The following is a 24,937-nucleotide window of genomic DNA, read 5'->3' as shown; positions in this document are numbered from 1 at the left end:
CTCCATTATGCGGCGGAATAGCCGCCGTCGACGGGCAGGATCACGCCCGTGACAAACGCGGATGCGTCGGATGCGAGAAAGAGGGCTGGGCCGACCAGGTCCTCCGGGGTTCCCCAGCGCCGCATCGGCGTGCGGTTGAGGATCGGCGCGCTGCGCGCCTGGTCTGCCTGCAGCGCGCTCGTCAGCGGGGTGGCGATCCAGCCGGGCGCGAGCGCGTTGACGCGGATGCCCTCTCCCGCCCACGCGATCGCCAGCGACCTTGTCAGCTGCGCAATTCCCCCCTTGGATGCGGAATAGGCCGGAGCCACCGCGCTGCCGAAATAAGAGAGCATCGAGGCGATATTGATGATGCATCCGCCATGCCTGGCGAGCAGCGGGCGCGCGGCGCTGCATGCACGCAGGGTCCCGGTCAGGTTGATATCGAGGACATCCGCAAAGCCGTCCGGCGTGAACTCGGAACCGTCTCGCCGGATGATGCCCGCGGCGTTGACGAGCACGTCCAGCCGGTCGAGACCGGCGAACAAGGCCTCGACGGAACGCGTATCGCGAACATCCAGGACCCGGTCCTCGATACCGCCCTCGGCAGCGACCGGCTCGTGGCCGGTCGCCAGCACCAGCATGCCCTGCGCGGCAAAACCCCGGGCGATTGCGCGGCCGATGCCGCCCGAGCCGCCGATGACAACGACCTGTTTCATTGCGGCGCCTCCTGCATGCGGCGACGCAGCGCGAAGAACAGCATCAGCGCCCAAAGGCCGAGCGTGAACACACCCAGCGTCCCCGCGATCGGACGGGCGAAGAATTCGGCGAAGCCGCCGGAAGACTTGATGAGCGACTGCATGAGGTTCTCTTCCACCAAGGGTCCCAGGATCAGTCCGAGGATCATCGGCGCCAACGGAAACGCATTCTCCTCGAGAACGAAGGCGACCAGGCCGAGACCCAGCATCAGCCAGACGTCAAAGAGCGTGTTGTTGGACGCGAAGGAACCGATGATGCAGAAGACCAGGATGATGGGGAACAGGATGGGCTGGGGCGCGCCCATGATGCGCCGCGCGGCCAGCACCGCCAGGAGCCCGAGCGGAATCATCAGGAGGTTGGCAAGGACGAAGATCACGAACACCGCGCTCACCAGACCCTCGTTCATGACGAAGACCATCGGGCCGGGCGTGATCCCCTTCATCAGGAGGACTCCGATGAGGATGGCCGTGATCGTGTCGCCCGGAATGCCGAAGACCAGCGTTGGGACATAAGCACCGGACAGGGCGGCATTGTTGGCCGAAGAGGCGTTGACGATACCTTCGGGGTGGCCGGAGCCGTATTTCTCCGGAGTACGCGAAAACCGCTTAGAAATGGCATAAGTGACCCAGGCGGCAATGTCGGCTCCTGCACCCGGCAGGGCACCGATGATAGCGCCGATCGCTGAGCTGCGCGCGACACCGTTGCGATACATCCAGAGCGTTCGGCCGACACCGGCGAGCATCGCTTCCATCCGGGCTTTCGGCAAAGGCGGTATGGCCATGGGATCGCCGATGCGGCGCAGGATCTCGCCAATCGCAAACATTCCGATGAGCACCGGGATGATCGAGATTCCCGCGATAAGCTCGGTCTCGCCGAAAGTGAAGCGCCGCGATCCCATCACCACGTCGATACCGACCGTCGACAGGAGCAATCCGATCGAGAGGGAAAGTGCGCCCTTTACCGCCGATGCGCTCGACACCAGAACCGCGCAGGTGAGGCCGAGCAGAGCCAGCCAGAAATACTCGTAGCTGGAAAAGCCGAGGGCAAACTCGGCGATCTGGGGTGCCGCGATCGCCAGCACCGCGACGCCGACGAGACCGCCGATGGCCGAGCAGAAGAGATTGGCACCGAGCGCCAGCTCGAGCTGGCCTTTCTGACGCATCTTGTAGGCGTCCTCGGTATAGGCCGCCGAGGCCGGAGTGCCGGGAATGCGCAGCATGGCGCCCGGGATGTCGCCGGCGAAGATCGCCATGGTGGTGGCCGCCACGATCGCGCCTATGGCTGGGACGGGCTCGAGGAAGAAGGTGATGGGAACGAGAAGTGCGGCACCCATCGTCGCGGTCAGCCCGGGTATGGCGCCGATGAAGAGACCATAGGCCGAGGCCGCGACGATGATGGCAAGCACGTCGGGACGGAAAACCATGCTCGTTGCGGCCGCAAGGGTATCCATCAGTAGATGACCTCCGTCAGGAGACCAAGCGGCAGCGGGACCGCCAGGATGCGCACGAACAGGAACCAGATGCAGGCGCTCGTCGAAATTGCCACGATGATAGACAGCAGCAGGCGCTTCGTGGTCAGCCAAAGCATGCCCGTCAGCAGGATCGGCACGAGGATGGGAAAGCCTATGCGCCCGCTCAGCACGATATAGAGGATCACCAGCACGGGAACGGACGCCATCCGCGTCAGCGCACCCGGTTTGCGCAGCCAGGGATCGATAACGACCCAGGGCGTGACAGCCGGCGCGCGCAGACCGCTGATCACCAGAGAAATTCCGCAGCCTGCCATGATGACGGCGACGATCATCGGAAATGTGCCGGCGCCGAACCCCTGCCCCGTGAGTTGGGGCATGCTCCAGGCCTGCCAGATGACGACGAGCGCCAGCGCCAGGAAGAAGAAGCCGAAGACGGCATCGTTGAGCTTCATGCCGCACCCCCGTTGGGGGATGCGGCGATGGTGCGTGTTGTCACTGCTTCAGTCCGAGTTTGTCGATGACCTCTGCATTGGTGGCGGCGGCGCTGGTCATGAACTCCGCGAACTCGCCCGAGCCAAGGAACCTCAGCCCGAAACCCCGGTTGGCCATGAACTCCTGGAAGGCGGCGCTGTCATAGGCGGTCTTCACGGCACCCTCGAGCTTGGCCACCACGTCGTCGGGCAGCCCGGCAGGGCCGACGATGCCGCGCCAGGTTCCGCCGACCGATGCCGTACCGGTCGCCTCTTCCGCAGTCGGGACGTCCGGATAGGCATCGAGGCGCTCGTCAGCAAGAACAGCCAGCGTGCGAACGCGACCTGCATCGCGCATCGGCTTGGCCTCCGGCAGCGACGAGGGGACGACATGGACGCCGCCGGCCACGAGCTCCTGGAAGCCGGGCGCCGCACCCTGGCTCGGCACGACGGTCAGGGCCTTGGGATCGACACCATGCGTGTTCATGAACGCGGCAAAAGCCAGATGGTAGGCGGCGCCGACGGGGAAGCCCGACGCCTTATACTGGCCGGGATTGGCGCTGATATCCTTGAGAGCTTCCTCTACGGTCTGCCACGGGCTGTCCGCGCTGATATTGAAGGCGGATGCATCGAAATTGACGAGCGCGATGGGCGTCATCTTTTCCGCGCTGATCGACGACGAACCAATTGCGGCGTAGGTGGTGATCTCGGCCGTGGCGAGGCCGATCGTGTAGCCATCCGGCTCGGCGTCGATCATCGCCGTGTGACCGACGATGCCGCCTGCGCCTTCGCGATTGACGACATTGACTGGCTGGCCGAGCTGGGCCTGCAGTTCCTGCGCCAGCATGCGCGCGACCGCGTCGGTGCCGCCGCCCGCCGCCCAGGGCACGATCATGGTGATCGGGCGCTCGGGGTACTCGGCGAATGCCGGCGCGGCCAATGCGCTGGTGGCGATCAGTGCCAGGAAAAGTTTCTTCATCTTCGGTCCTCCCTTGGGTGTGCTCGCTGGACCGCATCGGGGTCCGTTGAAACATCGTTGAGTTCAGGAATCTGCCTGCTGGTATCCGCCCTCGCCTGGGCGACGAGCGAATTCATTGCCGCCCGTGCGGCTTCGGCATCGCCGCGGGCGATCGCTTCGGAGACAAGACGATGGTTCGCGAGGTTTCCCTCGTAATTTCCGCCCTCGTCGTTGAGCATGCGCAGGTTCTCGCGCAACGCGTGGGTGATCGAGCCCATGATCGAGATCAGGAACCGGTTGTTGGAGGCATCGGCAATGGCCACATGGAATGCCAGATCGATCTCGATCTTGGCGGGAATGTCCATGCTGTCGGCAAGCGACGCCATGGCCTCCCATGCGCGCGCCACCGCCTGTCTTTGCATCCTCGTCGCCCGCAGCGCCGCTTCGGCGGCCGCCATCGGCTCCACCGCCTGACGCGTCGTCAGCAACTCCTGCATGAAGCGCGCATCGCGATTGAGGCCGCCGCCGGACCAGTCGAGAACGTCGGGATCGAGGACGTTCCACCGCACGCTGGGCAGGACGACGGTCCCGCGGCGCGGGGCGATTTCCACCAGCGACTTGGCCGCCAGCGCCTTCATGGCTTCGCGTAGCGTGTTGCGCGAGACACCGAATGCGGCCGCCAGCTCAGGTTCTCGTGGCAGGCCAGCTCCCTCGGGGAACTGCCCCGTCACGATAGCCTTCCCGATCGCGGCCGCCGCATGGGCTGTTCGTGATTGCCAATTGACTTTGCCAGTCATGGCGCTGGCCATCCTCCCGATACGCCTCCTCGCGCATTGGTAGGATGTATCGCATCTCAGGCAATCGCGTCAAGCATTCATCGGATGAATAAGTCGCTTGTCAGGAATGACAGACCCGCGCCTTGGCATTCAGGGATGATACGCCCGCCAAACGGAGGAGCGGAAATCAACGAACTTGCCCCGTTGCCATCCGGTGCCGGCCGATGGGAAGCATGATCGGCCTGCCGGAGGTCGGGTCGGTGATGATGCGGCTTTCGAGGCCGAAGACCTGCCGCACGTTCTCTTCCGTCAGCACCTCTTCCGGCTTGCCGGAGACGTGCAGGCGCCCCTCCACCATTGCCAGAAGGTAATCCGCATAGCGCGCCGCCAGGTTGAGGTCATGCAGCACCATGACGATGGTGGTGCCGCGCGTGTGATTGAGATCGGTCAGGAGATCCAGCACCTCGACCTGATGGCTGATGTCGAGAAATGTCGTCGGCTCGTCCAGGAGCAGGATCTCTGTCTGCTGCGCCAGCGCCATGGCGATCCAGACGCGCTGGCGTTGCCCGCCGGAGAGCTCGTCCACCGGCCTTTCGGCAAGCTCCACGGTCCTGGTTGCCGTGAGTGCGGCATCCACGGCCTCGTCGTCCCTGCGCGTCCAGCGTGAGAACATGCCCTGATGAGGGTGCCTTCCACGGCTGACGAGGTCGGCGACCGTGATGCCTTCCGGCGCGATGGGGGACTGGGGAAGCAGGCCCAATGTGCGGGCCAGTTCCCGCGACGGGGTCCGGTGGATCGATTTGCCATCGAGCAGCACATGCCCCCGGCGCGGCGCGATGAGCCGGGACATCGCGCGCAGCAGCGTGGACTTGCCGCAGGCATTGGCGCCGACGATCACGGTGATCTTGCCGGGCGGCACGGCGAGCTCCAGCCCGCTCAGGACGTCGGCATCGCCGTAACCGGCCGAAAGCTGGCTGACGGTGAGGGTATGAGCAGTCATAGCGAGCCTCCCGTCCGATTGACGCGGACGATCAGGAAAATCAGGTAGGGAGCACCCAGCGCGCCGGTCACCACGCCCACCGGATAGCGGCTCGGCAAAAGGAATTGCCCGCAGTAATCGCCGACCAGCACGAGCGTCGCCCCGATCAGCGCCGAGGGGACCAACAGCGAACCGTTGCTTCCCACGATGCGGGCGGCAATCGGCCCCGACAGGAAGGCGACGAAGGCGATCGGCCCCGTTACCGCCGTCGCGCATGCGATCATGCCGACCGCCGCGACGATGACAATGATACGGGTGCCGGCAACCCCGACACCCAGCGCGGCCGCGGCGTCATCCCCCAGCCTCAGCGTCTCCAGGTCGCGCGAACGGCTTAAAAGAAGCCCGCCGAGGACGGCGAGCGCCAGGAGAAGCGGGAGCGCCTGGCCTAGCTGCGCGCCGTTGACACTGCCGGTCAGCCAGCGCATCGCCTCCTGCAGGCTCCAGGCGGGAGCGTAGGAGAGGATGTAGGCGATGAAGCTTTCCAGCATGGCCGAAACGCCGATGCCGACGAGGATGAGCCGCGTTCCGGCAACGCCGTTCCTGCACGAAAGAGCATAGACCAGCAGCGCCACGCCCAAGCCGGCGATGACGGCGAAGATCGAGACGACCGGCCCGCTGAGCGACAGCACGACGATGGCGAAGACGGCCGCAGCGCTTGCGCCCGAGCTGATGCCGATGATGTCCGGGCTGGCGAGGGGATTGCGCAGCATGATCTGGAAGGCCACGCCGCCGAACCCGAAGCTCAAGCCCGCAAGGACCGACAGAACCGCCCGTGGCAGCCGCAACTGCCCAACGGTGAAGCTCGCGCCCGACACATCCTCGCCCAAGAGCACGCGGATGACGTCGTTCGGCGGCGTGAAGGATTGTCCCAGAGACAGCGCCAGGGCGAAGGTCGCGGCCAGCAGGAGCACCAGAACGGCGACCACGAAATTGTGCTTGCGCGTACGGCGGCGGCGGTTGTCGACGAGGGAATCGATGGTGGAGGCAAGCATCGTCACAGCTCACGCACCCGCTGGCGCCTGACGATCCAGATGAAGAAGGGGGCGCCGACGAAGGCGGTGATGATGCCGACATCGAGCTCGGCCGGTCTGGCTATGATGCGCCCGACGATATCGGCGGACAGAAGCAGGCATGCCCCGCCAAGTGCCGAAAACGGCAGCAGCCACCGGTGATCGACCCCGACCAGCAGGCGGCACAGATGCGGCACGACCAACCCCACAAAGCCGATCGGCCCGCAGATCGCCGTGGTCGCTCCGCACAGCAGGATGGCGCCAAGCGCGGCGACCGCGCGGGCCACGGCGACGCGCTCGCCAAGCCCGGCCGCCAACTCGTCGCCCAAGGCCAGCGAGTTCAGCTTGCGTGCCGAAAGCAGGCTTATGGCAAAGCCCAGAACAAGAAACGGCAGCACGTGGGAAATGCGGTCGAAGGTCGCTCCGCCCACGCCGCCGATCTGCCAAGCACGGATGCCGCCCGCGATGTCGTTTCGCGGCAGCACCACCGCGATGACCAGCGAGGAGAAGGCGACCGAGGTGGCGGCTCCGGCAAGCGCCAGCTTGAGGGGCGTTGCCCCGCCGCGCCCCAGGGAGCCGATGACATAAACGAAGACCGCCGACGCCCCTGCCCCCAGAATGGCCGTCCAGATATAGGCATGGGACGAGGTGATATTGAACCAGGCGACCGCGACGACGACGGCAAGCGATGCGCCCATATTGACGCCCAGGATACCCGGATCGGCCAGGGGATTGCGGGTCACGCCCTGCATGATCGCCCCGGCGAGCCCGAGTGCCGCCCCGGCAAGCAGGGCCAGCAGTGTCCGCGGAACCCGCACGGCAACCGCGGCCCGGCCGATGCTGTCGACCTGACCGCCAAGTGCTGCGACGATGTCGGTCCAGGCCACGTCGCGCGTGCCGACCGCCACGGAAAGGGCGCAAAGCGCTGCACAGGCCGCGATCACCGCAGCCAGCCAGAGGGTGCGGCTACGGTTCGACCTTCCGGGGAAAGACACCCGACCAGATGCCTCGATGCTCTGCGCCGTCATCTGGATTTTTGGGCCGCCTTTGCAAGCAAAACCAAGTAGTCTTTAAGCACCCACGGGATCGAAAGCGGTGTGGGATTTGCCGCCGTGCCGAGCGGATCCCTGCCCAAAAGGACCACCGCGTCGTTGGCGACGGCCGGCATCCTGGACATGAGCGGATTGGCCGCCAGCGCGTCGATCAGTCTCCGGTCGCCATAGGTGACGACGATATCGACATCGTCGAACGCATCGATCCGCTCGGCGCTGATGGAGTCCGAGTAGCGGCCTGCCTCCGACGCTTCCATGACGCTTTTCGGCGATTTCAGCCCCAGATCGGTGAAGAACTTCACCCGTGTATCGTTCCCGGTATAGAAATTGACGGTGCTGAGGTCGGTCGTGTCGAGATGGGTGATGAACATTGCCGATTTGCCCTGAAGTTCAGGGTAGCCGGCGACCGTTTCCGCAATTTCGGCCTCGATCTGCGCGATCAGCGCCTCGCCCTCGGCGGCCATGCCCAGCCCGGCGCTGTTGTAGCGGATCATCTCGCGCCAGTCGGTCGACCATGGGGCTTCAGGATAGGCGACGACCGGGGCGATCTGGCTGAGCGTGTCGTAATCCGATTGGCTCAAGCCCGAATAGGATGCCAGGATCACATCGGGATCGGTGGCGGCGACCGCCTCGAAGTCGATGCCGTCGCCCTCGTCGAAAAGCACCGGCTTGCCGGCGCCGAGCTCGGCCAGTTTTTCGGCTACCCAGGGCAACAGCCCATCGCCATCGTCATCACCGAAATTGGCCGCGGCAAAGCCGACAGGCACGACCCCGAGCGCCAGCGGAACCTCATGGTTCGCCCAGGCAACCGTCGCGACCCGTTCAGGCTTCTCGGTGATGGTCGTCGTGCCCAGCGCATGCTCGATGGTGATGGGATAGGTGGTTTCCCCCGCCCATGCACAACCGAATGCAATGAATGAGAGGCATGTCGCGGCAAGCGGCACGGTCAGACGGAAGAACCGCAGCATTGGCAGTACCCTCTATGAGGCTTAAGTGGACTTTCAGTCTCAGGTTCACCTGACGACGTCAAGTCGGGTGCCGGCGCGTCTGCGGTGGAGCGCCAAAGTTTCCGCAGGCTTCTACAAGAACGGTGAAATTTACAATACTGGATAAACAAGCTCAAGTTAGTAGGCGCGGCAAGGCTGCCCGTAGGCAATTCCTGCTGCCGGCGTCAGCCGACAGCGAGCAATCATGAAAGTCCGGATCCTGACCATGGAAATCGAAACGACAGGTGGCAACCACAGGCGGGCAGGAGCCCGCTACCGGAATGCGCTCCTACTGGGCTGCACGGCCTTCGTCGCCTTCCCGCCCGCGTGTTTGCTGGCTCAAGAGGTTGTGGATTCAGGGTCCGCCACCGTTCTTGAGACCCTCGTTGTCGAGGGCGGCGATCCCGATGACGATGCGAACTCGATCGTCGCGACGAAGACGTCAAGCGGCAGCAAGATGGCGACGGATATCCTGGATACGCCCGCCTCGGTGTCCGTTATCACCGCCAAGGAGATCGAGGAGCGTGGCGCGCAGAATGTCGAGCAGGTGTTGCAATACACCGCCGGCGTGACCGCGGATTTCTACGGCTCGGACGACCGTTTCGACTATTTCCAGATCCGGGGCTTCGATGCCTATGCCTATCGTGACGGGCTGACACTGGGCCGCCCCTTTGGCGGCGTGCGGGAAGAGCCTTATGCCTTCGAGCGCGTCGAGGTGCTGAAGGGCGCGAATTCCACCATCTTCGGCGTCTCGGACCCGGGCGGAGCGGTGAACTACGTCACCAAACGGCCGAAGAATGAGCGGTTCGGCGAAGTCTACGTTACCGGCGGGTCGTATGAGCACAAGGAAGTCGGTTTCGACTTCGGGGACAACCTGACCAAGGACGACACGCTTTCCTATCGTCTTACCGGCAAGTTCAAGGATGCCGATGACGAATTCGATTATTCGCGGGACGACGAGAAATTTTTCATGGGGGGCCTCACCTGGCGTCCCAGCGACGCGACCAGCCTGACCGTCGTCTTCGATCACCTGAATCGCGATGACGTTCCCGGTGGCGGCGGGCATCCGCTGGGCTCGGATTTCGACAGAAGCCGCTTCTTCGGGGAACCCGACTTCAATTATCGTGGCACGGACAGGAACACGGTCAGCGTCATGTTCGACCATGATTTCGGCTCCGGCCTGAGCTTCAGTTCGAACGCACGCTACAGCGACACGAAAACCGACTTCGGCTATGCCTATATTTCCGCCACGCCGACGGATGGCTCGACCATTGCGGACCGGGCTTACTTCGCCAACGATTCATCGAGGGAAAACTTCATCATCGACGCACGCCTGCAATACGACACCAGCTTCAGCAATGTGGACAGCCGCACGCTGGTTGGCGTCGAATACAATGAATCCTCGTCCGACAATGATTCGTATTTTGGCGCTGCACCGGGCATCGACTGGACGAACCCGGTCTATACCGGCGCGCCCGCATCCGTTCCGCTTTATAGCAGCAGGCACAACGACCAGAAAACCAAGTCCATCTACGTCCAGCAGGATCTGACCTTCTCGGAAAGATTGATCGCGACCGTCGGGTTGCGGAATGACTGGCTGGATTTGGAGGAGACGAACAAGCTCACAGGCGTGTCGTCCAGGGACGATCTCAGCGAGTTCACGAGCCGCGTGGGCCTGACCTATCGGGTCACCGATCAGTTGGCGGTTTATGGAAGCTATGCCGAGTCCGTCGCTCCCCCGTCCCTGGGCACTGAGCCGGAGCGCGGCGAGCAGATCGAGGTCGGCGTCAAATATCAGCCCAACGCATTCCCCGCGCTTTTTAGCGCTGCGTTTTACGATCTGACCAAGAAGAATGTCTCGGTCACGGATCCTATCACCCTGCTTCCGTCCACGATCGGCGAAGTTCGGGTTCGCGGTCTGGATCTTGAGGCAAAGGCCGAGCTGACAAGCAATTTCAGCCTGACGGCGGCATATTCATATCTCGATTCCGAGATCGTCGAAGACGGAGCGTCCACGAACGAAGGCAACCGTCTGCAGTTCGTGCCCAAGCATATAGCGTCGGTCTGGGGTCGCTATACGCTCGAGGGAAGCGGACGCCGTGGCGATATGACCTTCGGACTAGGCGCGCGTTACATGGGTTCGTATTATTTCGATGACGCGAACACGCAGTCGACGGGTAGCAGCATCGTCTTCGATGCCGCCTATAGCTACGACATCATGGAAAACACCTCTCTCGAGGTCAATGTAAGCAACCTGTTCAACGAGAAGCACGTCGCCTATGGCGGGTTCGGTGCAGATTGGTACAATCCGGGCCGCGCGATCTACGCAACGCTACGCCGCACCTGGTGACGAGGCTGCCCCGCCCGCAGCCATTGCGGCGGGGCAAGTCCGGCGATTAGCCGATCTGCCGCAAACGGCGCCATGCCGCCGGTGTTTCACCGACGTTTTGCCGGAAGGCTTTTGTCAGATGTGCCTGATCGGTGAACCCGAGTTGGGCGGCGATGCCCGCCACCGTCAGATCGCTCTCCACCAGCAGCTTTTGGGCAAGCTCGATGCGTCTTCCGAGCTGCCATTGCAGCGGCGTTTTTCCTGTCGTCTGCTTGAAGACATTGGCAAACCAGCTTTCGGACAAACCGACCGTCGCGGCCATCTCGGCGACCGTCAGCCGGCAATCGCCGCACGCATCGATGCGCGAGATCAGCCTGTTCATCTGCGCCTGGGTGAGCCTGCCATTGGCTTGCTTGCCGTCATGCTCGGGGATGTCGAGGAGACCGGTTAGGATGCTGCCCACGAGGCTCTCGGCATAGACCGGATGTTTCGAAGGGTTCGACACTTCCTCGACCAGCAGGCCGGCCAGCGTTTCGATGGAACCGACATCCTGGATTTCCACTGGACGGCGCAGTGCCGTCAGTGCAGCCGACGCTCCCACCGAGGGCGCCAGAAATCTCAATAGCCGATCCCTGTGCACGTGCAGATCCAGATGGGAGAAGCGATGCGGGGAGGTGAAATTGGTCCACAAGGGAACGCCGGCAGGCACATAGATCGCGCGCGTCATCGGACGGTCATGCTGTCCGAATCCTCCTTCCCGGTTGGTCATCCGGATGTGGGGCGACACGTCATTGAAAAAGATCACAAGGCGCGGATCGGGTGACAGGTAATATCCCTTGGCCCCGGACTGGCCTTCCGCATCCCAGAAGACGCTCATCAGGCCGTTCAAGCCGCGCCATTTGACAGGCGCGAGCACCCGGATGCCTTCTGTATAGCAGGTCATCGAATGCTGATAGCTCATGCTGGAAGCCCTGCGCGCTTAACCTGAAGGATGGCGGGGTTGTCTGACGCGGCAAATCATCGTGGCTGGCTTCTCCGATGGCATTTCAGAAGCGATCGGCCATGCATATTGCCGACCGGCCGCCATTTAATATGACAATAGCTATCATGTTTATTCGCTGTGGCAAGCCACTTGCGGCGAGGAGCTGATTTTGCGGTGACCTTCAGCGAGCTCGCGGGACGCCGCCGCTGATGCAGACGGCCCGGCGGGAAATCAGCGGAAGCCGGCCGTCTTGCGCAGCAAGGCCGGTGCATCCTTCGGTCCGGTTTCGCCGGCCCATGCCACGAACTGGTCCGGCCGCACCAGCACATAGCGCGCCTCGTAGCGCTCGCGGCCGCCCTCGCGGCTGTCCTCGACGGTATCGAACGGCAGCTCCAGCGCGCCCGCAGCCGCCTTGAACGCGGCAATGTCGGCCGGATCGCCATCCAGCGAAAGCAGCGTGAAGCCGCCGCCAAGGCATTCGTACACATTCCGCCCGGAGCTCAGCGGCTGCGGTGCCAGATGGTGTCCCGGCCGGGCCGCGAAACTGTGCCCGCCGATGGCGTTCGTCTCCGCCCCTGGCTGACCACAGACGATGGGGGAGCCGCGGTAGTTCGGCTCGAAAGCACTCACCTCCGTCCGCGCACCGCCGCCGCGTGCAGCCCATTCGGCCTCGAAGGCCGCCCTGTCGCGAGCCGGGTCGAAGGCTTCCAGAAAGGCGCGGTCGCTTTCGATCGCCTTCTCGATGAAATCGCGCGCGGTCGACTGGAAGACCGGCCGGCGCTCCGCGTCATAGCTGTCGAGCAGCCGGTCGCCGCCCCAGCCCCGAAGCGCGGCGGCGAGCTTCCAGCCGAGATTGCGCGCGTCCTCGAAACCGGTGTTGATGCCGTAACCGCCATAGGGCGGGTGGCTGTGCGCGGCGTCGCCGGCAATGAAGACGCGCCCCTTTCGATAGGTGTCAGCCACGGCCACGCGCAGGTCCCAGAAGCCGACATGCTCCAGCTCGACGTCGAAAGTGGCGCCGGCAGCGCGGTGGAGATAGGTCTTCGCGTCGAAATTCTCCTTCGTCGTGCCGGGCGCCACGGGGGCGTGGAAGAACCAGGTCTCGCCGAGATCGACGCGGCCGAAGAACTGCCAATAGCCTTTCAGGTCCGAGTGGAGCACGTTGAAGAAGGATTTTCCGGGGAAGCGCTCGAGCAGTTTGTGCAGGCCTCTGGAGCGGAAGACCAGAAGCACCATGAGCCTGTCGTGGTCCGAGCGGGTTTCGGTGATGCCCGCCTGCTCGCGCACCATGGAGCGGCTGCCGTCGCAGCCCGCGAGATATTCGCCATGTAAGGCGATCTTGCGGTCCCCTGCCCTTTCCGACGCTATGACGCTGACGCCAGCCGTGTCCTGGCGCACCTCTTCGGCGGTGAACCCATAGAGCACCTCGACCGAAGGCAACGCCTTCACGCGTTCGCGCAGCACAGCCTCCGTCGCATATTGGGGCAGGCGCTCATTGTCGGTGAAATAGTAGGGCCGCACCAGTTCGCGCTGCAGCCAGTCGTAATGGTAGTCGCCGAGCAGCGTGCCATAGGCGGTCAGGCCGCCGATGCCGTATTCCCTGGGGATCGTGCGGGCGGCGCGCAGCGCCTCCTCCGCGCCCCAGAAGTGGAAGTGCTCCATGGTGCGCTGGGTAAGGTTCTGCCCCTTCGGCACCTGCTGCGGCACCGGATGGCGCTCGACGACAATGGTGCGGATGCCGCGTTGGCCCAGCTCGATGGCGAGCCCCATGCCGACGGGCCCGCCGCCGGCGATCAGCACCTGTGCCTGTTTTTCCTGCATTCCGCTTCCACGCAGCCCTTTGCGAGTTCTTGACGCTCCCGAACGGTGCCTCCCTCCCCCGCTCTTGCAAGGTGAGGAGCCAGCGCCTCCTCCGTTCTAGATCGACCCCGCTTCCAGATAGACGTGCTTCGTCTCCAGGAAGTCGTTGAGCCCTTCCACGCCGTGCAGACGCCCCAGGCCAGAGTGGCGGTAGCCGCCGGTCTCGCCCTCCGCGAATAGCCGCCCATGGCAGTTGAGCCAGACGGTGCCGGCCCGGATCGCCCGTGAAAGCCGCATGGCGCGGTTGACGTCGCGCGTGAAGACGCTCGCCGCCAGGCCGTAATGCGTGGCATTGGCCTTGGCCACCGCTTCGGCCTCGTCTTCGAAGGTCTCGATGGAAACGATCGGCCCGAACAGTTCCTCCTGCACGAGCTCGGAATGCGCATCCTCCATTCGGAAGAGCGTTGGCGTCACGAAGGCGCCGCGCGCCAGCGGGCCATCGGGAATGCCGCCCTTCAGCACCAGCTCGCCCTCGTCGCCCGCCTGCTCGATCAGGCGGCAGACGCGGGCTTGGTTGTCCCTGTCGATGAGCGAGCCCATCTGGCTTGCGGCATCGGCGCCAGGGCCGACACGAACCTCGGCAAAGGCGGCGCGGATGCGGTCGGTGAATTCCTTCTCGCAGGATTTCTGCACCAGGAAGCGCGCCGCCGCCACGCAGATCTGCCCCGCCATCATGAGCGCACCGCCGGTCAGTTCCCGGCAGGTCTGGTCGAGATCGGCGTCGCCGAAGACAACGGCCGGCGCCTTGCCGCCAAGCTCCAGCGAAAGCCGTTTCAAGGTCGGCGCCGCCCCCGCCATGATACGCTTGCCGGTGCGGCTCGAGCCGGTGAAGCTGATGACGTCGATGTCGTCGGAGACGACCAGCGCCTCCCCCACCTCGATCCCGTTCTCGTTGACGGAGTTGACCACGCCTTGGGGCAGCGAGGGGCAGTCGTCCACGCACTCCATCACGCGCCGGTGGATGAGCGGCGTCTGCGGCGCCGGCTTGATGACCGCGGTGCAGCCTGCAGCCAGCGCCGGCCCGAGCGACCGGACGAGCAGGGTCACCGGCGCGTTCCACGGCACGATGATCGCCGCCACGCCGGCGGCCTCGCGGTTCATCATGGAGAAATTGCCGGGCGCGGTCTCCATCGTGCGCCCAAGAACCGTGCGCGCCAGGCCGGCATAGTAGCGCGTCTCGGAGATCGCGCCCGCCATCTCGCCCAGCGCCTCGCGCTTCAGCTTGCCGTTCTCGGCGACGATAAGGTCGGCAAGCTCCTCCTTCGCCGCCTCCAGGCGGTCGGCCAGTTCGTGGAGCACCGCCGCGCGCAGGCGCGGCGAAGAAGCCCAGGCGGTGCGCTCGAACGTCTCCCGCGCGACGGCGGCCGCCTGGTCCGCGAGGTCTCGCGAGCCGGGGGTGTAGCGGCCGAGCACGCCGCCGTCCGCCGGGTTGAGGCTGTCGAGCAGCTGGCCACCGGCGATCCACTCGCCGCGGATGTAGTTCTTCGCCTCGGGTAGCGCCATGGTCCCCTCCCTCAGATCGTCAGACCCAGGAGCTGAACGGCATTGTCCTGGTAGAGCTTCCGCCGCGTCGCCTCGGAGACCTCCAGCGTATCCAGAATGCGGATGGTCTCGCGGATATACATCGGCCCGCCCTCGGGATCGAAAGGCGCGTCGGAGGCGAACAGCACATGATCCTCGCCGAAGAACCCGATGGCGTGCTCGATCGCCTTGCGCGAGCCGAAGGAGGCCGTGTCGGCGTAGAAATCCTTGAAATATTCAAGGTGCGGGCGCTTCAGCGCCTTGCGGACGGCGCCGAGATCGCGGTCCGTCGTGCGCTTGCCCATCTGGTCCCAGCCCGGCCCGACACGCCCCTCGAAGAAGGGCACCATGCCGCCGGCGTGATGGGTGATGACCTTGAGGCCGGGATACTTGTCGAAGATGCGCGAGAAGACGAGGCGCGCCATGGCGGCCGATGTCTCGTAAGGCCAGCCGAAGGTCCACCAGATCTCGTATTCCGAACGCCTCTCCGACTCATAATCGGCAAAGTTCTCGCCGCGCGCCGGGTGCAGCCATACCGGCTTGCCGGCAGCGGCCATGTATTCGAAGAAGGGCTCGTATTCCGGCAGATCGAGCGGCTTTCCGGCCACATTGGTGAAGATCTGCATGCCGGCGGCGCCGAGTTCCTCGATGGCGCGCCTTGACTCGGCCACCAGGGCGTCCGGATTGTTCATCGGCGCCGTGCCGATGAAGGCCGGGAACCGCTGCGGATACTTTGCGCACAGCTCGGCCATGGCATCGGAGCCGATGCGGGAAAGCTCCAGCGCCTTTTCCGGCCCCGCAAGCTTTTCCAGCGGCGGCGAGGCGAGCGAGAGCACCTGCATGTAGTCCTCGCCGAACATGTCCATGACCTCGAAGCGCCGGTCGAGCTCGGTCATCATCGGCACCGCGCCAGAGCGCATGGTGATGTCGGTCATCTCGCCGATATGGGCGATCAGCGCGTCGAAAAACGGCTTCGGCCAGATGTGGTTGAAAATGTCGATCTTCTTCATGGATCCTCGCTCGCCATCAATGCGGGAAGGATGCGCAGGCAGCGCCGCAAAGTCAACAATCATCTCACTAGATGAGACTATTGAGCAGCGATATTGTGCCGCTGCTCGGACAGCGCCTGGGTGATCTCGGCCGCCGCCTGCCGCACATGGCCGCTGATCTCGTCGATAGCGTTGCCGTTGACGAGATGGCCGGCGATTGTCACGCAGACGCTGGCGATGGGGCTCCGGCCGGCATCGAAAACCGGTGCGGCGATGCCCACGACGCCGGGCGTCACCTCGCCGTAGGCCACCGCATAGCCCGCCCTTTTCACACGTTTCAGGCTGTCGCAGATCTCCTCGACCGTGTTGCCGAGGCCGATTGCGCTGAGATCCTCGATGCTGTGCTCGATCATGGGAATGAGATGGCGCCGCGGCAGGAAGGCCATGAGCGAGCGGGCGATCGCGCCGCGGCCGAGCGGCATGGGCCGACCGCGCGGATAGCTGCTGCGGGGGTTTACGGCGGACCGCTCCGAGGCCACGCAAAGGATGCGATCGCCGTAGCGCCGCACCAGAAGCGCGGTGCAGGTATATCGGTCCGTGAGATTTTTGAGGTGCTTCTGGCCGTTCAGGATGAGCGCGTCGGACTTACGAAGGAGAAAATCCATCTCCACCACCTTGGGACCGAGTGTGAAGCCGGCATTGGGGTTGGAGCTTAGGAGACCCGCCTCCCGCAGTGTCTTGAGATAGCGATAGAGCGTCGGCCGGCTGTAGCCCAGCTTCTCCATCAGTTCTTCCGGCGTCCATTCCAGCCGGTCCTCGGAAAAGACCTCCAGAATGGCAAGGCCGCGTTTTAGGCTGTTTGCCGCCTGTTCTTCGCTCACGTCAGCGCCTTCCTCCTTTCTTCCCGTGCGCGATAGGCTTCCATCCCCAAAAGGGCAACCCCGCCGCATACGCCGATGATATCGGTATAGACGGCCCCGGTAAAAGCCCCTGCCGGGACCAGCGCCATGAGACCGAAAAGGCCGAACAGAAGCCGCGTCGGAACGGACAGCTTCGAGGCGGCATATCCAGCAAGCGCCGCCGAGACGAGCCACACGCCCGCCCCCGCCGTTACCACCGCGAGGCCGATCTCGACGGGCGCACCGATCAGGAGCAACGTCGGGGAGAACACGAACAGGAACGGCACGACGAACGCCGCCCAGCCGAACTTGACGGACGCCCATCCCGTCTGCATCGCCGGCGCACTGGCGATGCTTGCGGCGGCGAAAGCCGCGATGGCGATGGGCGGCGTGATCATGGACATCATGCCGAAATAGAGCACGAAGAGATGCGCCGCGATCGGCTCGATGCCGACCGCTACGAGCGCCGGCGCCACCAGGGCGGCCAGAAGCACATAGACGCCCAGCGTCGGCAGGCCCATGCCGAGCACGATGCAGACGGCGGCCGAAAGCACGAGCAGCACGACCGCGCTGCCGCCGCCGATCTGAACCAGCGCATAGGTGAGGTTGAAGCTCAGCCCCGTGACGTTGAGGACGCCGATCACCAGGCCGGCGGCGGCCGAGATGACGATGATCTCTACGACGGATTTCCCCGTCTGCTCGAGGGATCCGAAGAGCGATCCAAGCTTCGGCCGCACCGACCGGTAGCCGAAGATCAGCGAGGTGACGATCACGGAGAGCGCCGCGGCGAGCGCAGCGCGCTCGGGCTGCCAGTTCAGCGAAAACAGGGCGCCGATCAGCACGACGAAGGCCAGGATGAAGTGCAGCCCGGTGACGATACGCCTGGCGGGCGGTATCTGGGATTTGGGAACCCGCGAGATGCCGAGCCTCGCCGCTTCCAGGTCGGCCTGGATGAAGAGCGCCACATAGTAGAGCAGCGCGGGAACCAGGGCTGCGAGTGCGACCTCGGCATAGGATATCTGCAGGAACTCGGCCATGAGAAAGGCCGCGGCCCCCATTACCGGCGGCATGAGTTGCCCCCCCGTCGAGGCCACGGCCTCGATGGCGCCGGCCTTGTGGGCCGGATAGCCGTCGCGCTTGATCATCGGGATGGTGACGATGCCGGTCGCCGTGACATTGGCCACCGCCGAGCCGGAGATGGAGCCGAACAGGCCGGAGGCGAGCACGGCGATCTTCATCGAGCCGCCGCGAAAGCGTCCCATTGCGAGCAGGGAGGCATCGGTGAAGAAATGCGAGCCGCCGGTAAGGCCGAGCAGGTTGCCGAAGAGGATGAAGGCGACGACCACCGTGGCCGCCACGCTCATCGGAATGCCGAAGACGCCGTTGACGTCGAAGGCCATATAGCCCGAAAGCATCTGCCAGTCCTGCGCCCGGCCGGCCAGCCGCCCCGGCACGAGATTGCCGAAGAGCGCGTAGAGCAGAAAGGCGGCGATGATGACGACCAGAGACCAGCCGGTCGTCCGGCGCAGCGCTTCGAGCACCAGGACGACGATGATGAGACCGGGCACGTAGGCGCTCGGCGGCTTCGAGAAGATGAGATTGACCACCTGGGGGTAGCGCACCGCCACATAACCGACGGCAAGAAAGGCAAGCAGCGCGAGCAGGCAATCGTACCACGGCACGGTCGCGCGCTCCTCTCCGCGCCTTGCCGGCAGCATCAGAAAGGCCAGCGGCAGCGTGAAGGCGAGCACCGCCGCCAGGAACTGCTGCGGATAGAGCGACAGTCCCAGGCTGCGCTGCAGGTTGAGTGACCAGGCCACCGCCACAAGCGTGAGGCAGATGGCCAGCACGCTTGCGACAGGGCGCCAAAGGGCGGGCGGAAGGCCGAAACCGGCCTTCCCTTCATTCCCCGGTGTGCTCATCAACGCCTACTCTTTCCAGATACCGGCTTCCTTGTAGAAGCGAATGGCGCCAGGATGATATTCCGAGGGCGCGATCTCTCCTGCCATGTCGTCGGGGTCGAAGGCGTTGAAGGGCGGGAAGGTCTTGGCCATCGTGTCCTTGCCTTCGTGCAGCACCTTCGTCATCTCGTAGACGACGTCGTCGGAGACGCCGGCGTGGGTGAAGACGACTTGCGGATAGGCGAAATAGGTTGCCTTCTCCTCCACGCCCGGCGTGTTCGGTCCCGGCTCGAGTTCGACGAAGTAGGCCACCGGCCAGTGCTCGCGCGCCAGCGCCAGGTTCTCCTCCGTGGGCTCGATCGGCAGCGCTCGCAGGCCGCCGACGGCGGCGTCCGCCTCCCGCACCTTGCCGGCGCCATGGGCGAAGATGAAGCCGACCGAATCTCCGGCGATGAAGGCGTCCGCGCCCGCCACCACGCTCGGCACCTGAACCGGCTGCATGTCGGCGCGGGTCATGCCGGCAGTCGCATACATCGCGTCGAGCTGCGGCAGGATGGTGTTCTGGGCGGTGTAGCCGTCCACCATCGGCTTGCCGCGGAGATCCGCGATCGAATGGATATCCGAATCGGCGCGCACGAAAATGGCCTCCACCAGCGGCATGATGAGGCCGACGACTCTGAGGTCCGGGTTGGCCGAGCCCTCGAACCATTCCTTGCCTTCCAGCGCATAGTTGACCTCCTGCAGGTTGGCGACACCGAATTCGATGCCGCCGGAGGCGACGAAGGGGATGTACTGGTTCGGGCTGGTGGCCGGCTGGATGGTCGCGTTCAGCCCCGCCTGGTTGGCCGCGTTGGCGACCGCCGTACCGATATTGTGAAACAGAGAACCCGGATTGGACGTGGCGATGCCCACGGTCTGGGCGGATGCGGCTCCACTGAAGCCGATTGCGGCCATCAGCATGGCCGAAGCGAAATGGCGTTTCATTGTTTCTCCTCCGCTGCTGCTCCCGTACCGTCCACCATCAGACGATACAAAATCCCTAAGAATGAGATTATTGTTCCATCATGCACTTGCCATCACGGACTTTTCAAGCTCATTCTGATCGGGCCCGCGCTGACATGTGCGCCCCCGCTTGCACCAAGCGCGCAAGCGGCCGCCGGGCGGCAGGTGCATGTGATCGGCTTATGAGAATTCTGAGGAGGAACAGATGGCGCTCGATCGATCCGAACCGCGGACGAAGCCCGTTGCCGACGGCCCGACAGGCGCCGAGACCTTGCTCCTCGGCCTGAAGCGCAGCGGCATCGACTATATCTTCGCCAATTCCGGCACCGACTTTCCGCCCATCATCGAGGCGTTCGCCTCGCTCGACGGGGACGAGGTGCCGGTGCCGGTCACAGTGCCCCACGAGACCGCGAGCGTCGCCATGGCGCACGGCTATTATCTCGTCACGGGCCGGCCGCAGGCGACGATGGTCCATGTCAATGTCGGGCTGGCCAATTCGGCAATGGGGGTCATCAACGCTGCCAGCGACAACATTCCCGTGGTGGTGATGTCGGGCCGCACGCCGATCACCGAGCACGGCAGGCGCGGTTCGCGCGTCACGCCGATCCAGTACGGGCAGGAGATGTACGACCAGTCCTCGCTGGTCAGCGGCGTCGCCAAGTTCCACTACGAGATGCGGTATCCCGAGCAGGGCGACATGCTCGCCGCGCGCGCCGTCAGCCTTGCCATGAGCGAACCGAAAGGCCCGGTCTATTTCAGCCTGCCGCGTGAGGCGCTGATGGAAACCGTGCCCGCCACTATCGCGCACGGTGCCTCGCCCCAGGCCCCCGCCACGGCGCCCTACCCCGACCCCGCCGCGATCGAGGAGGCGGCCCGCTGGCTGGAGAAGGCGCGCAGGCCGCTCGTCCTCTGCCAGCGCGGCGACGTCCACGGGCGCGTGGGCGCTTTTCTTTCCACGCTGGCCGAGCGCTTCGCGATCCCGGTGGTCGAGCCCTTCACGATCCGCAATGTCATGGCCTCGGACCACCCGATGTTCCTCGGCTATGACGTGAAGGGGCCGCTCGGCGAGGCCGACGTGGTGCTCGTCGTCGACAGCGCCGTGCCCTGGATGGAATCGCTGCACCGTCCGTCGCCGGAGACGAAGATCATCCATATCGGGCCCGATCCCCATTTCCAGCGCATGCCGATCCGCGGCTACCGGGCCGACCTTGCGATCGTCAGCGATGCCGCCGCGGCGCTTTCCGCCCTCGGCGAGGCAATGGCGGCGTCTCCGCACGCCGAGGAGCGCCGCGCCCTCCACGCGCGGGCGGCCGAGGAGCGGCGGCGCAACGCGGCCGAGCGCGCCGCGCAGGGTTGCGCCAGCCCGATGAGCGCGGAATGGATGAGCCACTGCATCTCGCAGGTCATGGACGAACACGCCGTCGTCTTCAGCGAGCTCGGCATCGTGCCCGGCGCCATGAGCGTGAAGCGGGCGAACCAGATCTTCAACAATCCGCATTCGGGTGGCCTCGGCTGGGGCCTTCCCGCCGCCCTCGGCGCACAGCTCGCCGACCGTGAGCGGCTCTGCATCGCCTGCATCGGCGACGGCTCCTATATGTTCGCCAATCCCGTCGCCTGTCACCAGATCGCCGAAGCCCTGGAACTGCCGGTGCTCACCATCATCAAGAACAACCGCCTGTGGAACGCCGTGCGCCGGTCGGTGGTCAACACCTATCCCGACGGCGCCGCCGCCAAGGCCAACCGCATGCCCCTCACCTCGCTCGAGCCCTCACCCGACTACACGCAGGTGGCGGCGGCAAGCCGCGCCCACACCGAGCGCGTGGAACACGGCGAGGACCTGCCGGCCGCGCTGGCGCGCGCCCTGGAGGTGATCCGCCGGGAGCGCCGGCAGGCGGTCCTGGAGCTGAACATCGCCGTTTCCGACCGGCACTGAAAGCGCGCGAACTTCTAGGAAGGCATATCGATCTGCACCTTCACCTGCCCTCGCGGCGCCCTGGCGGCGAATTCGAACGCCTCCACGCTCTCGTCGAAGGAGAAGGTCCTGGTGATGAGCGGCGAGACGTCGATCGCGCCCGAGGCAAGCATCGCCACGCAGCGCGGGAAGACATGCGTGTAGCGGAAGACGTGCTCCACGCGCGCCTCCTTGATCTGCGCCTTCGACACGTCATAGGCGATCGGCGAAAGCGGTATGCCGATATAGACTACTTTGCCGCCGGGGCAGAGCGGATCGAAGACATCGGCCGCCGCCTTCTCGTTGCCGGAGCACTCGAAGACGATATCGGCGCCCCAGCCGTCGGTCTCCTTCATGACCGTCTCGACGAGGTCCTGCGAACTGACATCCACCGGCGTCACAGGCCCGAGCTTCTTCGCGATGTCGAGCTTCGCGTCGTCCACATCGCTGACGATCACCCGCGCGCAGCCCGCAGCCAAGGCAGCGAGCACCGTGACGAGGCCGATCGGCCCTGCACCGACCACCACGGCAATGTCGCCGGGCTTCACCTGTACCTTGGTCGCCGCATGCACCCCGACCGCGAGCGGCTCCACCATGGCCGCGGCCGCGAAGGACACATTGTCGGGCAGCTTGAAGGTGAAATCCGCCGGATGCACCACTGTCGGGCGCAGCACGCCGTGGACGGGCGGCGTCGCCCAGAAGCGCACGGCCGGATCGAGATTGTAGAGGCCGAGCCGGGTGGCGCGGCTCGCGGGATCGGGAATGCCCGGCTCCATGCAGACCCGGTCGCCGGGCTTGAACTCCTTCACCTCCGCGCCAACCTCGACCACCACGCCGGCCGCCTCGTGGCCGAGGATCATCGGCTCGCGCACCACGAAAGGGCCGATGGCGCCATGGGTGTAGTAGTGGACGTCGCTGCCGCAGACCCCTACGGTCCTGAGCGCGATGCGGACGTCGCGGGGGCCGACCTTCTCTTCGATCGAAAAGTCCCTGAGCGACAGTTTCAGCTTTTCTTCCAGCACAAGCGCCTTCACGGCGAATTCTCCCTAGCTACCCGCGCGCGACAATGATCGCGCCGATGATGACCGACAGGATGGTCGCCACGAAGAGCGGCACGTTCTGTTCGAGGAAGCGCATCCAGAAGAGATGGATGGCGACGAAGAGGACGACGGCGATGAAGCCGCGGTCGAACCCGTTGGTGTGGATCGGCAGGAAGCCGCGCCGTTCCGGCTTGCGCGCGATCTCGTCCATTGCTGCTACTCCTTCACCGCGCCGAAGGTGAGGCCGGCCACGATGTGTCGCTGCGCGATCCCGAGCACCACCAGCGCGGGCACCAGGGTGAGCATGGCGGTCGCGGCCATCTGGCCCCAGTTGGTGCCTGTGACCGTGACGAATTCCGCCAGCCCCGTGGTGATCGTCCGCGCGTGCACGCTCGTGAGCGTGGCCGCGAAGAGATACTCGTTCCAGGCAAAGACCCAGGTGAGAATGCCGGTAACGGCGAGGCCGGGCCTTGCCAGAGGCAGGATGACCTTGGTGAGCACCTGCCAGGTGTTCGCCCCGTCCACGGTCGCCGCCTCGTCCAGCTCCCGCGGAATGCCGTCGATGACGCTTCTCAACGTCCAGATCGCGAAGGGCAGGTTGAAGACGCAGTAGAGCAGGATGAGCCCGATGCGCGTGTCGAACATGCGCCAGTCGCCGACCACGAAAACCTGCGTGTAGAGCAGGAAGAGCGGCAGCAGGAACACCGCCGGCGGCGCCATGCGATTGGTGATCGTCCAGAAGAAGACGTTTTCCTTGCCCGCCAACTTGTAACGCGACAACGCATAGGTTGCCAGCAGCGCCAGTACGGTGCACAGCAGAGCATTCGACGTGGCGATCACGATCGAATTGATCATGTAGCGCTGGAAAGCCGGGTCCTGCAGCGTGCGCGTGTAGTTTTCGGTGAAGAAGCTGGTGATGAGGAAGTTCGGCTTGCCGAAGAGCTGCACGCGGTTCTTCGCCGAGACTACGAACATCCAGTAGATGGGGAACAGCGTGACGAGGCTGGAGAAGATCCAGAACGCCAGGCTAAGGAGCGGGCGAGGCTTTCTCATGCTTCCACCCTCTTCAAATCCCGCCGCGCCACGAGCGCGGCATAGAGCAGCCAGCACATGACAATGGTGAGGTAGAGCGTGATGAGCGACATGGCGGAGCCATAGCCATAATCCGTCTTCGGAAAGACGACGCGCCAGATATAGAGCCCGATATAGCGGGTGGCCGAGCCCGGCCCGCCGCCGGTGAGCATCCAGACCTCGTCCACCGTGCGCAGCGCATCCATCATGCGGATGAAGACGGTGGCGAGGATCGCGGGCTTGAGCATCGGCAATGTCACATACCAGAAGATCTGGAAGCGGTTGGCACCGTCGATCTGCGCCTGCTCGAAGGGTTCCTTCGGCAGGGAGGAAAGGGCGGCAAGCAGCGTGAGCGTGACGAGCGGCGTCCAGTGCCACACATCCATGACGACCGTCATCATGAAGGCCTGATCGACATAGCGGCCGATGTTGAGATCGTAGCCGAACCAGGTCCGGAAATAATAGGGCAGCGGCCCGAGCCCGGGCACGGTGAGAAGGCGCCAGGTGGCCCCGACCGCGATCGGGGCGATCACGAGCGGCAGCGTGTGGATCGTGCGGAAGAAGCCCTTGCCCGGAAAGTCCCGCATGAAGAGCTGGGCCAGCAGATAGCCGAGCATGATTTCACTCGCCACCACGAAGAATGCGAAGCGGAGCGTGAGCCAGAGCGAATGGAGGAAAGGTGTGTCGAAGACAAGCCGGCGAAAATTTTCGACGCCGTTGAACTGCATCGTCGGGTCGGCGGCGAAGGTGTTCCACTGCGTGAACCCGATCACCAGCACATAGAGGAATGGCACCACACCGAAGATGAAGAGGATGATGAGCGTCGGCGCGAGGAAGAGCCAACCCACCGCTGACGATCGCATTCGCTACTCTCCGTTTCGCCGTGCTGCAGGGA

22 protein-coding genes are annotated in these 24,937 nt (G+C 64.7%); 2 read left to right on the top strand and 20 right to left on the bottom strand.

From position 1 onward, the window contains the following. Positions 1-5: 5 nt before the first annotated feature. The 9 genes from PVE73_RS08665 to PVE73_RS08625 all read right to left on the bottom strand — a co-directional run bounded on the left by PVE73_RS08665 (position 6) and on the right by PVE73_RS08625 (position 8,479). On the bottom strand, positions 6-695 hold the full coding sequence (locus PVE73_RS08665) for an SDR family oxidoreductase (RefSeq protein WP_277366551.1): 690 nt from the start codon (positions 693-695) through the stop codon (positions 6-8). Next, the gene (locus PVE73_RS08660) at positions 692-2,185 is read right to left on the bottom strand and encodes a tripartite tricarboxylate transporter permease (RefSeq protein ID WP_277366550.1); all 1,494 of its coding nucleotides are present in this window, start codon (positions 2,183-2,185) and stop codon (positions 692-694) included. The genes PVE73_RS08665 and PVE73_RS08660 overlap by 4 nt, the downstream gene beginning before the upstream one ends. Then, entirely contained in the window at positions 2,185-2,658 is a 474-nt protein-coding gene (locus PVE73_RS08655; RefSeq protein WP_277366549.1) for a tripartite tricarboxylate transporter TctB family protein, read from the bottom strand. Before PVE73_RS08655 ends, PVE73_RS08660 begins: the two co-directional genes overlap by 1 nt. Positions 2,659-2,698: 40 nt before the next feature. After that, the gene (locus tag PVE73_RS08650) at positions 2,699-3,655 is read right to left on the bottom strand and encodes a tripartite tricarboxylate transporter substrate binding protein (protein ID WP_277366548.1); all 957 of its coding nucleotides are present in this window, start codon (positions 3,653-3,655) and stop codon (positions 2,699-2,701) included. Further along, a complete protein-coding gene (locus PVE73_RS08645) occupies positions 3,652-4,431 on the bottom strand; it encodes a FadR/GntR family transcriptional regulator (RefSeq protein ID WP_277366547.1) in 780 nt (259 codons plus the stop codon). Before PVE73_RS08645 ends, PVE73_RS08650 begins: the two co-directional genes overlap by 4 nt. A 166-nt stretch (positions 4,432-4,597) precedes the next feature. Further along, positions 4,598-5,410, bottom strand: a complete 813-nt coding sequence (locus PVE73_RS08640) for an ABC transporter ATP-binding protein (RefSeq protein ID WP_277366546.1) — start codon at positions 5,408-5,410, stop codon at positions 4,598-4,600. Next, positions 5,407-6,441 (bottom strand): iron ABC transporter permease, encoded by a 1,035-nt coding sequence (locus PVE73_RS08635; RefSeq protein WP_277367389.1) that lies wholly within the window; start codon positions 6,439-6,441, stop codon positions 5,407-5,409. Before PVE73_RS08635 ends, PVE73_RS08640 begins: the two co-directional genes overlap by 4 nt. Positions 6,442-6,443: 2 nt before the next feature. Further along, complete coding sequence (locus PVE73_RS08630) at positions 6,444-7,487, bottom strand: iron ABC transporter permease (RefSeq protein ID WP_277366545.1); 1,044 nt, start codon at positions 7,485-7,487, stop codon at positions 6,444-6,446. After that, positions 7,484-8,479 (bottom strand): iron-siderophore ABC transporter substrate-binding protein, encoded by a 996-nt coding sequence (locus PVE73_RS08625; RefSeq protein WP_277366544.1) that lies wholly within the window; start codon positions 8,477-8,479, stop codon positions 7,484-7,486. The genes PVE73_RS08630 and PVE73_RS08625 overlap by 4 nt, the downstream gene beginning before the upstream one ends. 244 nt (positions 8,480-8,723) lie before the next feature. Between PVE73_RS08625 and PVE73_RS08620 the strand changes: the two genes are divergently transcribed. Then, a complete protein-coding gene (locus tag PVE73_RS08620; protein ID WP_277367388.1) occupies positions 8,724-10,847 on the top strand; it encodes a TonB-dependent siderophore receptor in 2,124 nt (707 codons plus the stop codon). A 46-nt stretch (positions 10,848-10,893) separates the two neighbouring features. Here the strand turns inward: PVE73_RS08620 and PVE73_RS08615 are convergent, their stop codons facing one another. The 7 genes from PVE73_RS08615 to PVE73_RS08585 form a co-directional block, all read right to left on the bottom strand. Then, the gene (locus tag PVE73_RS08615) at positions 10,894-11,787 is read right to left on the bottom strand and encodes an AraC family transcriptional regulator (RefSeq protein WP_277366543.1); all 894 of its coding nucleotides are present in this window, start codon (positions 11,785-11,787) and stop codon (positions 10,894-10,896) included. 252 nt (positions 11,788-12,039) lie between these two features. Continuing rightward, complete coding sequence (locus PVE73_RS08610; RefSeq protein ID WP_277366542.1) at positions 12,040-13,629, bottom strand: FAD-dependent monooxygenase; 1,590 nt, start codon at positions 13,627-13,629, stop codon at positions 12,040-12,042. A 96-nt stretch (positions 13,630-13,725) separates the two neighbouring features. Next, positions 13,726-15,171 carry an aldehyde dehydrogenase family protein gene (locus tag PVE73_RS08605; RefSeq protein ID WP_277366541.1) on the bottom strand — a complete coding sequence of 482 codons (1,446 nt, stop codon included), beginning with the start codon at positions 15,169-15,171 and terminating at the stop codon, positions 13,726-13,728. 11 nt (positions 15,172-15,182) lie between these two features. Then, entirely contained in the window at positions 15,183-16,199 is a 1,017-nt protein-coding gene (locus PVE73_RS08600; RefSeq protein WP_277366540.1) for an amidohydrolase family protein, read from the bottom strand. A gap of 77 nt (positions 16,200-16,276) precedes the next feature. Beyond that, positions 16,277-17,059: an IclR family transcriptional regulator gene (locus PVE73_RS08595; RefSeq protein ID WP_277366539.1), complete on the bottom strand. Its 783-nt coding sequence runs from the start codon at positions 17,057-17,059 to the stop codon at positions 16,277-16,279. Further along, positions 17,056-18,999, bottom strand: coding sequence for a TRAP transporter fused permease subunit (locus tag PVE73_RS08590; protein WP_277366538.1), 1,944 nt, complete (start codon positions 18,997-18,999; stop codon positions 17,056-17,058). The genes PVE73_RS08595 and PVE73_RS08590 overlap by 4 nt, the downstream gene beginning before the upstream one ends. Positions 19,000-19,005: 6 nt before the next feature. Next, positions 19,006-19,962, bottom strand: a complete 957-nt coding sequence (locus tag PVE73_RS08585) for a TAXI family TRAP transporter solute-binding subunit (RefSeq protein ID WP_277366537.1) — start codon at positions 19,960-19,962, stop codon at positions 19,006-19,008. A gap of 223 nt (positions 19,963-20,185) precedes the next feature. On the opposite strand from PVE73_RS08585, the gene PVE73_RS08580 reads away from it, so the two are divergent. Continuing rightward, complete coding sequence (locus PVE73_RS08580; protein WP_277366536.1) at positions 20,186-21,913, top strand: thiamine pyrophosphate-requiring protein; 1,728 nt, start codon at positions 20,186-20,188, stop codon at positions 21,911-21,913. Positions 21,914-21,927: 14 nt separating this feature from the next. On the opposite strand, the gene PVE73_RS08575 is transcribed toward PVE73_RS08580, so the two are convergent. Genes PVE73_RS08575 through PVE73_RS08560 form a run of 4 tightly spaced genes read right to left on the bottom strand, consistent with a single transcriptional unit; the run spans position 21,928 to position 24,905 of the window. Further along, positions 21,928-22,965 carry an NAD(P)-dependent alcohol dehydrogenase gene (locus tag PVE73_RS08575; protein ID WP_277366535.1) on the bottom strand — a complete coding sequence of 346 codons (1,038 nt, stop codon included), beginning with the start codon at positions 22,963-22,965 and terminating at the stop codon, positions 21,928-21,930. A 16-nt stretch (positions 22,966-22,981) separates the two neighbouring features. Then, on the bottom strand, positions 22,982-23,182 hold the full coding sequence (locus PVE73_RS08570) for a DUF2160 family membrane protein (RefSeq protein WP_277366534.1): 201 nt from the start codon (positions 23,180-23,182) through the stop codon (positions 22,982-22,984). Between the two features lie 5 nt (positions 23,183-23,187). Continuing rightward, positions 23,188-24,024, bottom strand: a complete 837-nt coding sequence (locus PVE73_RS08565; RefSeq protein WP_277366533.1) for a carbohydrate ABC transporter permease — start codon at positions 24,022-24,024, stop codon at positions 23,188-23,190. Further along, positions 24,021-24,905: a sugar ABC transporter permease gene (locus PVE73_RS08560; RefSeq protein ID WP_277366532.1), complete on the bottom strand. Its 885-nt coding sequence runs from the start codon at positions 24,903-24,905 to the stop codon at positions 24,021-24,023. Before PVE73_RS08560 ends, PVE73_RS08565 begins: the two co-directional genes overlap by 4 nt. Between the last annotated feature and the right edge of the window lie 32 nt (positions 24,906-24,937).

The organism is Chelativorans sp. AA-79 (assembly GCF_029457495.1).
GTDB lineage: Bacteria > Pseudomonadota > Alphaproteobacteria > Rhizobiales > Rhizobiaceae > Chelativorans.
Note: the sequence above shows the minus strand (reverse complement) of the source record. Positions and strands in the feature narration are given on the sequence as shown.

Coding starts and splice junctions, on each gene's coding strand:
- PVE73_RS08570 (WP_277366534.1), bottom strand. CDS start 23,182: ATGGACGAGATCGCGCGCAAGCCGGAACGGCGCGGCTTCCTGCCGATC.
- PVE73_RS08610 (WP_277366542.1), bottom strand. CDS start 13,629: ATGCAGGAAAAACAGGCACAGGTGCTGATCGCCGGCGGCGGGCCCGTC.
- PVE73_RS08625 (WP_277366544.1), bottom strand. CDS start 8,479: ATGCTGCGGTTCTTCCGTCTGACCGTGCCGCTTGCCGCGACATGCCTC.
- PVE73_RS08650 (WP_277366548.1), bottom strand. CDS start 3,655: ATGAAGAAACTTTTCCTGGCACTGATCGCCACCAGCGCATTGGCCGCG.
- PVE73_RS08590 (WP_277366538.1), bottom strand. CDS start 18,999: ATGAGCACACCGGGGAATGAAGGGAAGGCCGGTTTCGGCCTTCCGCCC.
- PVE73_RS08635 (WP_277367389.1), bottom strand. CDS start 6,441: ATGCTTGCCTCCACCATCGATTCCCTCGTCGACAACCGCCGCCGCCGT.
- PVE73_RS08665 (WP_277366551.1), bottom strand. CDS start 695: ATGAAACAGGTCGTTGTCATCGGCGGCTCGGGCGGCATCGGCCGCGCA.
- PVE73_RS08645 (WP_277366547.1), bottom strand. CDS start 4,431: ATGACTGGCAAAGTCAATTGGCAATCACGAACAGCCCATGCGGCGGCC.
- PVE73_RS08560 (WP_277366532.1), bottom strand. CDS start 24,905: ATGCGATCGTCAGCGGTGGGTTGGCTCTTCCTCGCGCCGACGCTCATC.
- PVE73_RS08565 (WP_277366533.1), bottom strand. CDS start 24,024: ATGAGAAAGCCTCGCCCGCTCCTTAGCCTGGCGTTCTGGATCTTCTCC.
- PVE73_RS08660 (WP_277366550.1), bottom strand. CDS start 2,185: ATGGATACCCTTGCGGCCGCAACGAGCATGGTTTTCCGTCCCGACGTG.
- PVE73_RS08655 (WP_277366549.1), bottom strand. CDS start 2,658: ATGAAGCTCAACGATGCCGTCTTCGGCTTCTTCTTCCTGGCGCTGGCG.
- PVE73_RS08640 (WP_277366546.1), bottom strand. CDS start 5,410: ATGACTGCTCATACCCTCACCGTCAGCCAGCTTTCGGCCGGTTACGGC.
- PVE73_RS08615 (WP_277366543.1), bottom strand. CDS start 11,787: ATGAGCTATCAGCATTCGATGACCTGCTATACAGAAGGCATCCGGGTG.
- PVE73_RS08600 (WP_277366540.1), bottom strand. CDS start 16,199: ATGAAGAAGATCGACATTTTCAACCACATCTGGCCGAAGCCGTTTTTC.
- PVE73_RS08620 (WP_277367388.1), top strand. CDS start 8,724: ATGGAAATCGAAACGACAGGTGGCAACCACAGGCGGGCAGGAGCCCGC.
- PVE73_RS08585 (WP_277366537.1), bottom strand. CDS start 19,962: ATGAAACGCCATTTCGCTTCGGCCATGCTGATGGCCGCAATCGGCTTC.
- PVE73_RS08580 (WP_277366536.1), top strand. CDS start 20,186: ATGGCGCTCGATCGATCCGAACCGCGGACGAAGCCCGTTGCCGACGGC.
- PVE73_RS08630 (WP_277366545.1), bottom strand. CDS start 7,487: ATGACGGCGCAGAGCATCGAGGCATCTGGTCGGGTGTCTTTCCCCGGA.
- PVE73_RS08605 (WP_277366541.1), bottom strand. CDS start 15,171: ATGGCGCTACCCGAGGCGAAGAACTACATCCGCGGCGAGTGGATCGCC.